This is a genomic window from Thiomicrorhabdus heinhorstiae, assembly GCF_013391765.2.
Taxonomy (GTDB): domain Bacteria; phylum Pseudomonadota; class Gammaproteobacteria; order Thiomicrospirales; family Thiomicrospiraceae; genus Thiomicrorhabdus; species Thiomicrorhabdus heinhorstiae.
In genome coordinates this window covers 53,938-69,340 of the sequence record NZ_JACBGI020000010.1, presented here as the reverse complement: position 1 = coordinate 69,340, position 15,403 = coordinate 53,938, and the positions used below count along the sequence as shown (strand labels likewise).

Here is a 15,403-nt window from a genome sequence, read left to right as displayed (position 1 = left end):
TAAATATATTTTATTTAAGTAAATATTCTACCTCTAAAATACAAGTAAAAAATGGACAAAAGCTTGAAAGCCCAATGGAATTTTTTATTCGTATTTTCAAGTTTTGTTTATGGCTGCATGTCGCTGGAACTGTCATATTGCTTTCATGCGGCTTTGTTAAAGTGTCCGTTTAATATACTGTTTTGAAATGAATTTTTTATGTTGATTGAATCGATTGTCATTGCCGCCTTGCTGATGGGGTTGCTAAGTGCTTTATCGCTGCCTCTGGGAGCCCTGACGACCTTAATATGGATGCCGAGTGAAAGAACGGTTGCTTGGCTAATGGCATTTGGCGCCGGAGCTTTACTGTCGGCAGTCACCATCGATCTATTCGCACCGGCGATTCAAAACAGCGAATTTTTTCCGGTCGCCATCGGTTCGATTATCGGTAGTCTGTTTTATCTGCTTCTTAATAAGCAACTGAACCAGAAAGGGGGCTTCTTACGAAAAACCGCGACGCTGTTGCAATATCTTCGCCACCAGCAGAAGTTGCAGAATAAGCAGTTGATTCTGTCAGTCAATCGCTTAAAACTGTTTGATTCTTTAACTGCAGAGGATCGCCAACTTTTATATTCGATGTTTGAAGTTCGCAGCTATAAAGCCAACAGCATTATTTTTCATCAAGGGGATTTGCTGAATGAGTTCTATATCGTTCAGCAGGGAAGCGTGAATTTAAGAAAAGCCTCACTCGGTTTAAAGGTCGTTGAGGAATTAGAAGAGAACGATGCTTTTGGCTATTTGGGATTCTTATCTTCGATGAGCAGTGTATTTACTGCTCAGACTGACGAAGAAGTCACTTTGTGGGTGTTAAGTCGAGAGAAGTTCAATCGAATGCTCCAGGAATCGGCTACGTTTTACGATGTTTTGCGTGAGTATTTCGAGCAAACTTCGGAAGTCGAAAACTATCTTGTGCAAGAGCAGGGACTCACTCCCGAGCAGAGTGCTCGACAGCAGGCGTACGTAAGCGGTATTCTGCAACAAGAGAGGCGTTTGCCTTTCAATCGTGAGAGCCGTGATCAGTATGATCAGGCGTTTTCACGATTAAATCATGCTCGACGATTTGCTTTTATGCAAAAAAATTCCAAAGCGATTAATACGGTGATAGCCGGCAATTTGAAGCTAAGAAGATTAAAAGCGGGCGAAACCTTATTTGCTCGGGGAAGCGATGCCGATCGTTTATACCTGTTGGAAAGCGGCAGTATCGAATTAATCAATCCAAAGAATCATGCAACTTTCTATGAAAAACTTTCCCCGGGGGATTATTTCGGAGGTATGGCGTTTGTTGTCGGCGGCCGCCATTCGAGTACGGCAATCGCCACTACCGACGTCAGTTTCTGGATATTGGAAAGAAAGGATTATGAAGCGATCCTGAGGCAGATTCCGGCCATGTATGAAAAACTTCAGATCTATTTAAAGGATCATCAGGTCCATGATTATTTAACCCGTGATCAGCGTTTGACGCCGACTAAAGCGGAACTGTGGGTTAAATCCTCTATCAAACATCTCATGCCGGATAAATTACCTTCTTTGTCGTCTGTGAACAAAAAGCTCTATGAACATCAGGCTGCCTATATGGCGATCTGGCTCGGAATCTTCCTTGATGGGATTCCTGAGTCGCTGATGATCGGAACCCATGTCACCGATGGTCATTTCCTGAGCATCAGTCTGATCGCTGCTCTATTTATCTCCAACTACCCGGAGGCTCTATCCAGTTCAGCCAGCATGAAAGAGCAAGGATTCTCCTTTCGTCAGATATTCGGAGCCTGGTTTTCATTGATGCTGCTTACCGGGTTAGGCGCAGCGATCGGCAGCGTTGCTCTGAGCGATGTCGGCAGCAGCGGGTTCGCTTTAATCAGCGGCATCGCCGCCGGTGCCATGCTGACGGTCATTGCCGAAACCATGCTCCCAGAAGCTTATGCCAGAGGAGGTTCAATTGTCGGCTTCGTCACTCTAGTCGGCTTCCTCTCTGCGCTGATGTTTAAAATGTTTGATTGAGGCCCGAAAAAGCCGATTAGAGAATTCTTCGAGATATTCATCCCATACAGACGATGATTCATTTATAGAGTTTTGGTCATGTTGGTTCATAGTCTGAACTTGGACCAAAGGGTTCTAGAATTTAATGAATCTATCTTTCCCGTTAGGGAAAATAAAGTTTCCTATTTAACCGGATTTAATTTAATATTCCCGAAAGGGAATAAATTTTAGGTTTGGTCATGTCTAATGATTCAAGTTTCCCGAACGGGAATGTTATTGTGTTGCAGGATGCCGTTCAGTTAGGTGTTATGGTACGTGATAAGCGTAAGCAAGATGGTTTAACGCAACAAGATTTAGCGGCAATTGCCAACGTTGGAGTGCGTTTTGTTTCTGAGCTTGAAAACGGCAAGAAAACCGTGCAATTTGATTCTGTCATGTTAGTGTTGCAGGCTCTAGGATTACAGTTATCGGTATCGACAAAATAATTGAGCCAATTGGAATGAGTCAATGCAAAAGCTCTATGTTTTTTATCAAAATCAGCTAGTCGGGGAGTTACTTAAACTTTCTGCTAAACAGTTACAGTTTAGTTATGCTTCTGAATGGCTAAGTGCTAAGAATGCATTTGCTCTGTCGATTAGCTTGCCGTTAAGCGTTGAACCTTTTGAACATGCAGAAACCTTCTTTGCTAATATGCTTCCTGAAGGGGAAGTCCGTGATGCGTTGTGCAGAAAGCTTGGTTTGTCTATTAAAAATGACTTTGGGCTTCTGGCTGAAGTGGGTGGAGAGGTAGCTGGAGCGATTTCTATTTTTGATAGGCCTGTTTTGCCCGACTATGAAACTCAACGGATTGAGTTGGATGAAACAAAGTTAGTAGAACTCCTGGAAGCGTTGAAAACAACACCTTTTAAAGCTTTAGATGGTGAGATACGTTTATCTCTAGCGGGAGCGCAAAATAAGTTGCCTGTCATTAAATTAGATGACACTAAGACGCGTTTTGCCTTACCCGTTTCCCAGGATCTAGCGACCACTCATATTATTAAATTGCGTAATCCTCATTTTGAGAATTTAGTGCTTAATGAGGTAATGTCGATGCGATTGGCAAAAGCGGTTGGCTTGAATGTTCCCGATGTTGGTTTTTTGCGGGTTGCTGACGAACTGCATTTTATTGTCGAGCGTTATGATCGGATAAGAGGCAAACGGCTTCATCAAGAAGATTTCTGTCAAGCGATGGGGATCGATGCGGATAATAAATATGAGACGGAAGGAGGCCCAAGTTTAAAAGCCTGCTCTGAGTTAATTCGCCAATACAGTCATAAACCCGCAGCAGATATGATGCAGTTTGTTCGTTGGGTGTTATTTAATATTGTTATCGGCAATCGAGATGCACACGGTAAAAATATCGCTTTTTTGTACCAGCCTAAGTGTGAGTTAACGCCTTTTTACGACCTGTTGTCGACGCAGTGTTATCAAGAATTGAGTGACAAGTTCAGTATGAAAATTGGCGGTGAAAATCGCCTGGAGTGGTTACAAAAAAGACACTTTGAGCGCTTTGCGGATGAGGTGGGCGTTAAGTTTTCTTTGATCCAGAAAGAATTTAAAAAATTGGTAAATCTTATCGAGAAAAATGAACATCTATTAAATGAGTTTGAGCCATTACAGCATGTAGTAACAAGCAATATCTCCCGTTTAAAATCCAAGCTGGAAAAGTAGTTTATACGCTTTAGCGTATAAAACTGAAAATATACGCCAATGCGTATAAGAGAAGAATAAAACGAGACAGAGTGTCGAATCATATAAGGAATTAATATTAATTTGAAATCGCTGATTTTCGTCAAACTTTGCCCTACCTCCTGAAAAAGTGGTACTGTTTACAGTAAATAAAAAACAAACCTGCCTATCGATGACGCCTCAAAACAATAATAAATTCACTAAGACAAATGGGATAGTTTTATGGAGATGATTAATCAGTTGCTTTCGACTGCGAGCGGATGGGCCTGGGGGCCGGCAATGTTGACGTTGTTACTGGGTACGGGCGTTTATCTGACTCTGAGGTTAAAGTTTTTACCTTTGCGTCATCTGGGCTATGCCTTCCGTATGTTGTGGAAGGGACGCCATTCGAGTCAAAAAGGGGATATTCCGCCTTTCAGTGCCTTAATGACCGCGATGGCGGCAACGGTCGGAACCGGGAATATTGCCGGTGTCGCAACTGCTTTATTCATCGGAGGGCCAGGGGCGATTTTCTGGATGTGGGTCACCGCTTTGATCGGTATGGCGACGAAATATTCGGAAGCGGTGCTGGCCGTGAAGTATCGAGAAGTCGACGAGGACGGCCGCTACGTTGGTGGGCCGATGTATTACATCAAAAACGGCATGGGCGAAAAATGGAAACCGCTGGCGTTTGCGTTTGCTTTGTTCGGTTCCATTGCCGCTTTCGGTATCGGCAATATGGTGCAGGCAAATGCCGTGGCCGGCGCCATGGAAACCGCATTCGGAGTCAATAACCAGGTGACCGGTATCGTATTGATGCTATTAATCGGTTTGGTGGTTTTTGGCGGTGTTAAGCGAATTGCGCATACTGCGACCGCATTGGTTCCATTGATGGCGGTTTTGTATGTTGGCGTCTCTTTGTGGATTCTATTAACGCATATTGATGCTTTGCCGGGGGCGATTGCAACGATTGTCGAGAGTGCCTTCACCGGTTCGGCAGCGGCCGGAGGTTTTGCCGGTGCAGGGATTATTCTGGCGATTCAATTCGGTGTCGCAAGAGGTGTTTTCTCGAATGAAGCCGGTATGGGTTCGGCTCCGATTGCTCATGCGGCGGCACAGACCAATGACCCGGTTCGCCAAGGACATATTGCTATGTTGGGTACCTTTATCGATACCATCATTATCTGTTCCATGACTGCTTTGGTGATTATGGTGACTGGTGTTTGGACCGGTGGCGAAACCGGCGCCGTACTTACTGCGAGCGCCTTTACTAACGGTTTGGCTTCGGATGCTGGGGCAGTGATTGTCGCTTTGAGTTTGTCGGTATTTGCTTTTACTACCTTGTTAGGCTGGAGTTATTACGGTGAGCGCTGTGCCGAATATTTGGCCAGTACCAAAATCATTACGCCTTATCGTGTTCTGTGGATTGTGGCGATTTTTGCCGGAGCGGCCTTGTCGGATTACTTCAACACCGTTTTGATTCTTGCCGACTTGCTGAATGCTTTGATGGCGATTCCGAATTTGATTGCGTTGCTGGTGTTGTCGCCGATTATTATCAAACTCACCCGCGAGCATCTGCAAAAATAATTCTGTCATTTCCCGCATTATTGCGGGAATTCCATATCGGATTATCTGAATAGATTTAAGCGCCGAAGAATCAGTAAGCCCGCGATTCCCAGCAGGAGCAAAACCAGCGAAGGAATGGCGGCTCTCTGGTATAAACCTTCGGTGCTCAGTTCAAAAATCCTCATTGCAAGGGTGTCCCAACCGAAAGGTCTCAACAGATAAGTAGCCGGTAACTCCTTGGATATATCTAGAAAAGCCAGGATAAACGCGGCAATCAAACCGGGTTTCAGCAGTGGAAGGTAGATTTCCCATAACAATCTTGTCGAGTTGGCGCCCATATTGCGCGCAGCTTCGATAATACTGGGACGGATCGTTTGCAAGCGGCTTTCTATCGGACCGTGAGCGACGGCGATAAAACGTACCAGATAAGCCAGATACAAGGCAAACAATCCGCCGATAAACCAGTCGGTATCCAGCTGTTGGTTAAACCAGGCCAGAACGCCCATTATTCCGATTGCCAGGACGACTCCCGGAAGGGCATAGCCCAAACGAGCGCTGAATAGTAGGAAGCGTACGGTTTTTCCGGTTGTCTTTTTTTGCAGAATATTCATCAATAAGGCTGACGATACAATAATCACCGCCGAACTGACACTGAGTACCAGAGTGTTCGACAGCCAATCGAAGTAGCGGGCATCCCATTCCTCCAGTAGCGACTGATAGGACCAAACTCCCAATTGAACGATCGGAATAATCAAGACGATCACTACAATCATCCAGATTGAAAAGCTTACAAGCCAGCGTTGCCAATTTTTTAAAACGAAAGGCGGGCGATCCAGATTTGCCTGCTGGGTAAAGGCTCTGCGTCCGCGGCTGAGTTTTTCCATACCGAGCAGCATGACCGCAAAGAGTAGCAGTAGTGTAGAAAGCTGGGCCGCCGCGGTCAAAGAATGAAAGTCTTCCCAGACACTGTAGATCGCAGTTGTAAAAGTCGAGTAATTAAACAGTGAGACGGTACCGAAATCAGCCAGTGTTTCCATTAATGCCAGACTGACACCGGCGGCAATTGCCGGGCGGGCCAAAGGGAAGCTCAGGCGCCAGAAAACGCTTGCTGGCGAGCAGCCGAGCAGGCGGGCATTTTCGATCATGCTGATGGCTTGGTTGGCAAAAGCGGTACGCGCCAACAGATAGACATAGGGATAAAAAACCAGTGTCAGTACCAGCGCCGGGCCGAAAACCCCTTCACGGATATCGAAGTAGTCGATCGAGAAAAAGGTCCGCAACCACTGTTGGACTGTGCCGCCGTAATCGAAAGTCCCGAGAAACACAAAGGCCAGCACATAAGCGGGCATGGCGAAAGGAAGCAAAAGCAACCAGCTCAGCCAGCGCCTGCCCGGAAATTCGTACATGACGACAAACCATGCCAGTCCGGTTCCCAGAGTGAGCGTGCCGACGGCAACCGACAGAACGAGCAAGAGGGTGTTAAGAGTCAGTTCGTCGAGCAGATTGGCGGAAAAATGCTCCCATAGTTGGATGTCGATATTCCCCCAGCTGCCGAACAGGTAACTGATAGGGAGCAATAACAACAAAACCAGTATGGCCAAAATAGACCATACTGGTATCCACAGCAAAAAACCTTGTAGTGAAGTGAGTCTGTTCAATTAACGATAGCCGACCTTTTGCATTAATCGTACCGCTTGTTGTTGCAGTCGAACGACTTCCGACAAGCTTAAATCGTCCGCTTTGAATTTCCCCCAGGAAGCAACGGTTTTAGAGGGGGGGATCTGCGGATCGGCAGGATATTCCTGGTTTACTTCGGCATACAGGGATTGTGCTTTATTTTGGGTGAGCCATTCGATTAAGGTTCGGGCATTAGCCGCCTGATCGCTGCTTTTGATAATGCCCGCTCCGGAAATATTTACATGAGTGCCATGTCCTTGTTGATCAGCCCAGAACAGCGCAAGAGCAACTTGCGGTTTTTTCTCTACCAGACGACCGAAATAATAGCTGTTAACAATCCCGACATCGCAACGACCGGCGAGAATCGCATCCATGACTTGCGAATCTTTGGCGTAAGGTTTGGCGGCCAGATTGTTAACCCAGCCTGTGACGATTTTTTCCGCTTGATCTTCACCGTAGTGCGAGATCAATGAGGCGACCAACGATTTGTTATAGACTTTTTTAGAGGTCCTCAGACACAGTTTTCCTTGCCATTTCGGATCGGCCAGATCTTGATATCCGCTCAAGTCTTTCGGGTTGACGCGTTCGGTAGAGTAGACCAGCGTTCGGGCGCGAACCGACAGACCGGTCCAGCGATCCTGATCGTCGCGAAGGTGTGCAGGAATACGTTCGCGAACGGTTTGCGAATCGAGTTTTGCAAACAGGTCCTGCTCGGCCGCATAACCCAGGTTGCCCGCGTCGGCCATCATTAAAATATCGGCGTCGGTTTTATCGCCTTCAGCTTTGACGCGTTCGATCAAAGCACTGTCTTTTCCGGTGTAAAGCAGAGTTTCAATGCCGGTTTCTTTGGTGAATTCGTCTAATAACGGCTTGAGTAAATGCTCTTTACGGGCACTGTAAATCACCAGTTTGTTTTCAGCTGCAAGGGCACCGCTACTGGTAACAAGTGCTGTCGCCGGAGTAAGGAGTACAACGGCTAAACCGGCAGTGATCCATTTAGAGAAAATGTTATGTAGCATTGTTAGATCCTGTTTTAATCGATTGCATCTGCTGAAATTAAGCGACTTTCTGTTCGTCGAATTGCAATGAACCTGCGTTCAGATGTGCCAGGCGGTCGCATAAAAGGTGTGCTTCATCGGATGAATGGGTGACGACCAGTGCCGTCATTTGTTCCTGTTTGAGCCATTCGCGAAGGGTTTTGGCCAGTTTCATGGCAAGGGCGCGATCCAGGCTGGAAAAAGGCTCATCGAAGAGAATTAGCGACGGTTTTGGCGCCATTGCCCGGGCGATGGCAACACGTTGCTGCTGGCCGCCGGAGAGTTCATGCGGATAGCGCTTTAACAGTTCGGAAATTTCCATCATATTCGCCAATTCCAGAGCGCGGGACTTTTTCTGTTGGCTGGATTGTCCCTTCAGACCGAAAACGATGTTTTCTTCGACGGTTAAGTGGGGAAAGAGGGCGAAGTCCTGAAATACCATACCGATCGCACGCTGTTCGGGTGCGGTACAGAACCCCGGTTTGCTTAAGCAACGCTGACCGATTGATACGACACCTTGATGCAGGTTTTGAAAACCGGCTATTGTTCGCAGTAGTGTCGTTTTGCCGCTACCGCTTTTTCCCATCAGGCCGAGAATCTCGTGGGTTTGCATACACAGGCTGCAGGCATTTAGCACCGGTGATTTATCGTGCACGACAGTAACGTTTTCTAAAGCCAGCATGGCAAGGCTCTCCATACAATCTAAATGATAATGATTAACATGGAGAATAATAGGTTAAATAATAATTGTTTTCAATACTAATTGGGGATAATTTTCACTTCTTAGTTGATCCATTAAGTCGATAATGCGAAAAGGACCTGTCAGCATATTTTAAATAAGGGGGTTCTTTCTAGTGAAAGGATAGGCAATTTACCGGGATTTTTGTTTGCCTGTGATCATGCCGCGAATTAAATTGATCCGGGCATATTTCTGGATCAGAATGACAGACGTGATGTGCAGGATAACCAGAAATTGCAGAATATGTGCCGAAATTTCGTGTAGACGCTGTATCCAGTCTTCCCCCCAGAACAGATCCCAGTTGCGCATCCATCCGCTTAAAGAAGTAATGAGTAGCAGCGCCAGTAGCGTCAAAACCATCAAGGCACCAAGTGGGCTGTGGCCGTGTCCGTGCGGATGAGAAGAAAAGTCTTTCAGCTGTGCTTTAATCGCCGCTGCTGTCGGCCAGAAGTTTTTGAAAAGGGCATTCGGAGAGCCGATGAATCCCCAAAAAATTCTGGCGATTACCAGCAGCATAACGGCATATCCGCAGTATTCGTGGATGGAACTACCGCCCTCCGTCAACCAATAGCTGGCTAAAAACAGGACGGCAACCGACCAGTGAAATAAACGGACAACATGATCCCAGACTTCAACGCTAGGTTTGTCGTGCTTAATCATCGATGACTTTTTTAACGATCTCGCCATTGACCGGGTTGAAGTAGACTTCTACCTTAACGAATTTGTCTTTCTTGTCGTTTAATCCCCAACCATAGATTTCATAACAATTACCGTCGGTTTGGAATTTCTTAATTGCAAATCCGTAGTCGTTAACGATTTTTTTCTGCATATCCAGAACGTGCATCCATTGATCTTTTGGTGCTTTCGGGCACTTGGCCGAAGCATAGGCGTTAGCCGAAACAGTCAAGGCCGTCAGTACAAGTAGAGAACGTTTAATCATCGAAAAATCCTTCTGTTTTAAATATCAGACCAGCGTCTGAGTAAGTTGTGATAAACCCCGGTTAGACGGAGAATTTCCTGTGAATTCGGGTTTTGTGCAGACAGTTCCTGAATGGATTGGTCCAAATCAAACAAGAGGGTTCTTTCCGCTTCATCTTTAATCATGCTCTGGATCCAGAAAAAGGACGAAATCCGTGCACCCTTCGTCACGGGGGTGACATGGTGCAGACTGCTGGAAGGATAGAGAACCATATCGCCGGCAGCGAGCTTGACTTTTTGTGCGCCAAACTGGTCTTCGATGGTCAATTCACCACCTTCGTACTCGTCCGGATCGCTTAAAAACAGGGTGGCGGACAGGTCGCTGCGCAGTGTGATATTGCTGCCGGGGATATACATAATGGCGCTATCGACGTGTGCTCCATAGTGGCCGCCGCCTTGGTAACAGTTGAATTTGGGAGGGTGAATCTTGTTGGGTAACGCTGCCGATGTGAACAAAGGGTGTTGACCCAGAGTTTGTAAAATATGATTTCCCAAACTGATTGCGATATCCGATTGATCGTCAAGTTGCAGGTTGTTTTTGACTTTGGAAGATAAGCTGCCGGCAGTTTTTTGCCCGTCTTCCCAAGGGGCCTTTTCCAGATGTCGGCGATATTGCTGTACTTCATTTTTGGATAAGACTTCTTCTATGACGAGTAGCATAGATTGTTCTCCGCTCTATAATTTTATAAAAGTGTTTCGGGAGTGATGTCGCTGATCTGGCTGCAGCCGGTTAAAGCCATGCATACTTCGAGTTCTTCTCGCAGAACTTTGAGCATATGGGCAACGCCGAGCGCGCCGCCTAAAGCCAAGGCATACATTTGCAGCCGACCGACCATTACCGCGTCGGCCCCGAGCGCCAGAGCTTTGAAAATGTGTTCGCCGGAGCGAATGCCGCTATCGAAAATCAGCGGGAAATTCTTGCCGACACGGGCGCGGATAGCTGATAAGAGCTGAATGGTTGCCGGAGTGCTGTCCAAAGCGCGTCCACCATGATTTGATATCACCAGTCCACTGATGCCGATTTGCAAAAGTTGGTCGATGTCTGCGGGATGCAAGGCGCCCTTAACGAATACCGGAAGCTGGGTTTCTGCAAGCAAATGGCGCAGATCTTCCCATTTGGGGGCTTGGCGCATAATACCTTGAAAAATAAAGCTTTCGTCTTGCTCTATCTGTATTGTGTTGTGCGGTGCATAATTAGTCAGGTTGGCATCCTGAATATGGTCGGGCATTCTAAAGCCGGCTTTCTGTGCCCGATGACTGACTGTTTGCACGGGTGTGTCGAGGGTGACGATAATCGCCTGATAAGCGGACTTTTCCGCTCGGCGTACCAAATCAAGCGTATCGACAAAACTGGGTTGAAAGTAGAGTTGAAACCATTTTAATCCGCTGTTGTTTTTAGCGATTTCTTCCAGAGAACAACTGGATAAGGTACTCAGAACCATCGGAGTATCCGTGGCCTCGGCAGCGTGGGCGGTTTCAATTTCCCCTTCGGGATGCACCAGTGATTGGTAGGCCACTGGTGCAAGGAAAATCGGGTGGGATAGACTTCTGTCGAATATTTGCGTTCGAGTCGATCCACTGGAACAATCCCGTAAAATGCGCGGAAGAAGTTGAATGCGATCCAACTCGGAAACATTGGCTTTAAGGGTTCTTTCGCAACCGCTGCCTCCGGCAATGTGAGCATACACGGATGGCTCAAGTAACTCTTCAGCCAGGCGCTGGTAATCCTCAGCCCGGTAAATGTGTCGGATAATTTCGTTGGGATCGTACTGTTGCATAGGGATTAGTTACCAAATTTTATGTTCCTGATGTAATTAGGATCTTAAACCGGATTAGACCGTGTATCCAAATTGGATACACGGGCCTGGCAGATTAGAACTCGTAGTTCAGGGTTAATTTAACATTGCGGGCGTCGCCGAGATAAGCGAAGGAACCGCTTCGGTAGGCCGCTAGGTAATAGGTTTCGTTAGTGACATTGCCGACATTGATGCGGGCATCCAGTTTACGGTTGAACTCGTAGGTTGCAAACAGGTCGTAGACGGTATATGCCGGAATCTTAACGCTGTATTCACCTGTGGTGGAGTTATAACCGGCTGCGGTATCCGGTTGACCGGCGTACATTTCGCTACGGTAAGTCATGCTACCGCCGATCGCCAGTTTAGGCGTGGTTTGATAACGCATTTGCACATAAGCGGAATTGTCCGCGAAATTGCTCAGGCGTTTTCCGACATTGGCCGCGGTAGCGGATTTAAGGATTTCCGAGTTCATAAAGGTCACGCCGGCTTGAGTGGAAAGTTTTTCCGTCAGGTTTCCGCTTAAACCTAACTCGATCCCTTCCACCTGGTTTTTACCGGTATTAAAGGTTCCGATCGAATCGTAGTCGGCACCTTCCATAACATCGGATTTGGTGATACGGAATAGGGCGGCGGTAGCCAGAAGTTTGCCGTCGAACAGGTTCCATTTGGTACCGATCTCGTAGCTCTCGGTGATTTCCGGATCGGCACCGGCTACGGTTCCGTTATAGGTTACCAGACCGCCGTAACCGCTGCTGGTTCCGACATCGGATTCTCCGCCGTTGATATTGGCTGCTGTGCTATAGCTAGCATAGATATTGCCTTCGTCCGTCAGGTCGTAAACCATTCCCACGTGGCCGTTCCAAAGGTTATCGGAATAACTGTAGGGGGTTTGTACGCCGCTGCGCTGGATGGTGTTCTTATAATCGAAATGGTCAAAGCGGATTCCGGCGAATACCGAAAATTTATCGGTTACATCGGCGGTATCCATCGCGTACAGCGAGGTGGTAACGATATTGTAATCCGAGTCGAAATCCCCTTTACTGATCGAGCGACCCATCAATCCGTTCAAATTCGCCACAACGTTGCCGCTGGCATCAACGGCACAGTAACCGTTGCTCAAACCGCCGCGTCCGGAAACGATACAGTTTGTTGCACCGGTGTTGGTCACGTCGTAAACGCCGTTCTTGACTTTCATGTCGGAGAATTCCGCACCGAAAATCATCTTATGATCGATATCTCCGCTGGAGTGGTCGACATATAGATTTAACTGGTCGACAAAGTATGAAACATCCTGCCAGCCCTGGTGAGTACTTAACGAAATAGTGTCGTAGGAACCGTTCGGATCGGAAGCGTCCGTTGTGGTTCCGCGTGCGCCGGTCACGACATAACCGTTTTCTGTCGTGCCGTAACGCATGGCGTTATGCAGGCGGACGGAATCGTTAATTTCGTATTCCAGGCGCAGAGTCGCGGTATTGATTGTCGATTTCAGGAAATCTTGATCCTGCAGATAAACCGGTACATCGCCATGCGGTTCATTGTTTTGAATATAACCGCCCAGATCCGGTTTGTCGTTCGCTTCAAGGTGATAGATATCGGCTATGATTTTAAGTTTGTCCGAGGCTTCATATACGCCGGATAAAGCGAAACCTTGTCTCTGACGTTCTGCGGGATCTCGATCAGGAACGCCTTCGCGGTGATCAAGCAAGTTCAGGCGTACCGCAAAATCGTCACTGATTTTTTGGTTGCTGTCCAATGTATAGCGATGGTAACCATCCGTTCCGATGCCGCCTTGCAACTTGGTAAAGCTGTATTCGCTGTTGGCTTGTTTGGTTACGCTGTTGACCGCACCGCCGGTTGTACCGCGTCCGGCAAACGTCGAACTAGGACCTTTGCTGATTTCGATCTGTTCGGTAGCAAAGCTTTCGCGAATCGTCATACCCGGATCTTTCAGACCGTCGACAAAAACATCACTGCGTGCTTCGTGACCACGGATAATATAACGATCGCCGAAGGCGTTTCCGTTTTCACCGGTTCCCAAAGTGATCCCAGGCTGGGCTGCCAGAATTTCTTTCAGATCGCTTTTTCCTGAATCTTCGATCTGGGTTTGCGTCAGTACGGAAATCGTTTGCGGTGTTTCCGCGATCGGTTTGACGTGACGTTGGTCGCCGGAAATCCTGGCTTTGTAAGGGGCGCCCGGTTCGGCATAAGGGTTAGTGTCGATAGTCCGTTCTTCAACCTGCAAAGTATCCAGATTGATGACTTCTTCGGCCATCGCCATAGGCGTCATTAAAGACGAAACTCCGATGGCCAGTGCACCCTTTGCCAAATGGCGGTTTTTCGGAAACGAAGAATTGCTTCTTAAACTCAAAGGTTTAAGGAGCCCGCTGTTGATCTGGTCTGTCATGTGATGTGTCTCCTTACGTTCATGACTTATTAGTTATTAGTGAATACTCAACTGGTATGGCCAATGTCAGTGAGTCTCTTCCTAGGAATTCGGGAATCGCCGGCAGAGGATTCGCTTTCTGCAACATCTGCAATGCGGCATGGTCTAGGCGCTTAAATCCTGAGCTGCGTTTCAACTTGGCGCTGAGGACTTTTCCTTGGCGATCGATAGTAAATTGAACGATTGCAACGCCTTGTTCCTTGTTTTGCTTGGCTCTGACCGGATATTCCTTATGTCGGTTCAGCCAAGCCTTTAATTCGCTAAAGTAGCGGTTAATCAGTTCTTTGTTATTGCCGCTTTGCGTGATCGAGCGCTGCTTTGAAGCGGCAGCAGGGCTGGCACTCGAAGTTGCACCGCGATTCGAATCCGATTGAGGTGTTGCCGTTTCCTGATGTTCCCTGGCTTGCTGATTTGATGGGGCTGCATCGCTAGGGAGGTTAGGGGTGTTTTCTTGACTGGAAATGGATTCTTCCGACTTCTTCACCTCCGGCTTCTTCACCTCCGGCTTCTTCACCTCCGGCTTCTTCACCTCCGGTTTCTTCACCTCCGGTTTCTTCACCTCCGGTTTCTTCACCTCCGGTTTCTTCACCTCCGGTTTCTTCACCTCCGGTTTCTTCACCTCCGGTTTCTTCACCTCCGGTTTCTTCACCTCCGGTTTCTTCACTTCCGGTTTCTTCACTTCCGGTTTCTTCACTTCCGGTTTCTTCACTTCCGGTTTCTTCACTTCCGGTTTCTTCACTTCCGGTTTCTTGACCGGTGCAGGTGCTATTTCCGGTTTCTTGACCGGTGCAGGTGCTATTTCCGGTTTAAGCTCTTCCGGTTTGTTGTTTAGTGCGATAAGCGATAAATCCGCGATCAGCAGCGGGTTGGCATTTCCATGGGTGTTCTGATGGTTCGAGTGGTGTTGAGCACCGCCAAAAGTTGAAATATCAATCTCTTCGGCATTCAGCAGTGTCGACAAGATCATCAGGTGCAGCAGGGCGGCTAGAGCAAGCGCGGCTGTCCAAACACTTTTATTCATCTGCTTTTTCCTGAGTTTGCGTGACCAACAAAATCTTGCCGACGCCGCCATTCTTTAAAGAGCTCAAAAGGCCGTACAGCTTTTGTGCTTTAGTTGCTTTATCAACTTTTAGAATCAGCTGACGTTTTTCCGATTCGGAAAATAGTTCAAGATGGTTTTTCAGCTCGACTGATGAAATCCATTTTCCGTTAATCAGCAAGCGATCGTCCTTTTGCACCTCGATATAGATCGGTTTGGACGTTAATTGATCCGCTTGTTGCAGATAAGGCGGATCAATATCGTTGTTGGAAATTTGCGAGATCTGTCCGGCGGTAATAAAGAAAATCAGTAGTAGGAAAACAATATTGATCAAGGGGATCAGATTTTCTTCCAGATCGCGTTTTGTTCTTTGCACGTTGCGGGTTAATGAATATTTCGGTTGCATTG

14 protein-coding genes are annotated in these 15,403 nt (G+C 47.3%); 4 read left to right on the top strand and 10 right to left on the bottom strand.

Annotated features, from left to right (window positions below; genetic code table 11):
• Nucleotides 1–198: 198 nt before the first annotated feature.
• The 4 genes from H8792_RS06915 to H8792_RS06900 all read left to right on the top strand — a co-directional run bounded on the left by H8792_RS06915 (nucleotide 199) and on the right by H8792_RS06900 (nucleotide 5,307).
• The gene (locus H8792_RS06915) at nucleotides 199–2,034 is read left to right on the top strand and encodes a cyclic nucleotide-binding domain-containing protein (RefSeq protein ID WP_185978210.1); all 1,836 of its coding nucleotides are present in this window, start codon (nucleotides 199–201) and stop codon (nucleotides 2,032–2,034) included.
• Nucleotides 2,035–2,252: 218 nt separating this feature from the next.
• On the top strand, nucleotides 2,253–2,498 hold the full coding sequence (locus H8792_RS06910; protein ID WP_185978209.1) for a helix-turn-helix transcriptional regulator: 246 nt from the start codon (nucleotides 2,253–2,255) through the stop codon (nucleotides 2,496–2,498).
• Nucleotides 2,499–2,520: 22 nt separating this feature from the next.
• Nucleotides 2,521–3,723, top strand: coding sequence for a type II toxin-antitoxin system HipA family toxin (locus tag H8792_RS06905; RefSeq protein ID WP_185978208.1), 1,203 nt, complete (start codon nucleotides 2,521–2,523; stop codon nucleotides 3,721–3,723).
• Nucleotides 3,724–3,963: 240 nt separating this feature from the next.
• Nucleotides 3,964–5,307: an alanine/glycine:cation symporter family protein gene (locus tag H8792_RS06900; RefSeq protein WP_185978207.1), complete on the top strand. Its 1,344-nt coding sequence runs from the start codon at nucleotides 3,964–3,966 to the stop codon at nucleotides 5,305–5,307.
• A 41-nt stretch (nucleotides 5,308–5,348) separates the two neighbouring features.
• On the opposite strand, the gene H8792_RS06895 is transcribed toward H8792_RS06900, so the two are convergent.
• The 10 genes from H8792_RS06895 to H8792_RS06850 form a co-directional block, all read right to left on the bottom strand.
• A complete protein-coding gene (locus tag H8792_RS06895) occupies nucleotides 5,349–6,944 on the bottom strand; it encodes an ABC transporter permease (protein WP_228766992.1) in 1,596 nt (531 codons plus the stop codon).
• Nucleotides 6,945–7,982 (bottom strand): extracellular solute-binding protein, encoded by a 1,038-nt coding sequence (locus H8792_RS06890; RefSeq protein WP_185978206.1) that lies wholly within the window; start codon nucleotides 7,980–7,982, stop codon nucleotides 6,945–6,947.
• Nucleotides 7,983–8,019: 37 nt separating this feature from the next.
• Nucleotides 8,020–8,682: an ABC transporter ATP-binding protein gene (locus H8792_RS06885; protein WP_185978205.1), complete on the bottom strand. Its 663-nt coding sequence runs from the start codon at nucleotides 8,680–8,682 to the stop codon at nucleotides 8,020–8,022.
• A 189-nt stretch (nucleotides 8,683–8,871) separates the two neighbouring features.
• The gene (locus tag H8792_RS06880) at nucleotides 8,872–9,399 is read right to left on the bottom strand and encodes a cytochrome b/b6 domain-containing protein (protein ID WP_185978204.1); all 528 of its coding nucleotides are present in this window, start codon (nucleotides 9,397–9,399) and stop codon (nucleotides 8,872–8,874) included.
• The gene (locus H8792_RS06875; protein WP_185978203.1) at nucleotides 9,392–9,679 is read right to left on the bottom strand and encodes a PepSY domain-containing protein; all 288 of its coding nucleotides are present in this window, start codon (nucleotides 9,677–9,679) and stop codon (nucleotides 9,392–9,394) included. Before H8792_RS06875 ends, H8792_RS06880 begins: the two co-directional genes overlap by 8 nt.
• A gap of 17 nt (nucleotides 9,680–9,696) precedes the next feature.
• Entirely contained in the window at nucleotides 9,697–10,377 is a 681-nt protein-coding gene (locus tag H8792_RS06870; protein ID WP_185978202.1) for a Fe2+-dependent dioxygenase, read from the bottom strand.
• A gap of 23 nt (nucleotides 10,378–10,400) precedes the next feature.
• The gene (locus H8792_RS06865; protein ID WP_185978201.1) at nucleotides 10,401–11,495 is read right to left on the bottom strand and encodes an alpha-hydroxy acid oxidase; all 1,095 of its coding nucleotides are present in this window, start codon (nucleotides 11,493–11,495) and stop codon (nucleotides 10,401–10,403) included.
• A 94-nt stretch (nucleotides 11,496–11,589) separates the two neighbouring features.
• Nucleotides 11,590–13,917, bottom strand: a complete 2,328-nt coding sequence (locus H8792_RS06860; protein WP_185978200.1) for a TonB-dependent receptor — start codon at nucleotides 13,915–13,917, stop codon at nucleotides 11,590–11,592.
• Between the two features lie 19 nt (nucleotides 13,918–13,936).
• Nucleotides 13,937–14,977: a TonB family protein gene (locus H8792_RS06855; protein ID WP_185978199.1), complete on the bottom strand. Its 1,041-nt coding sequence runs from the start codon at nucleotides 14,975–14,977 to the stop codon at nucleotides 13,937–13,939.
• Nucleotides 14,970–15,401: an ExbD/TolR family protein gene (locus H8792_RS06850; protein WP_185978198.1), complete on the bottom strand. Its 432-nt coding sequence runs from the start codon at nucleotides 15,399–15,401 to the stop codon at nucleotides 14,970–14,972. Before H8792_RS06850 ends, H8792_RS06855 begins: the two co-directional genes overlap by 8 nt.
• Nucleotides 15,402–15,403 lie beyond the last annotated feature (2 nt).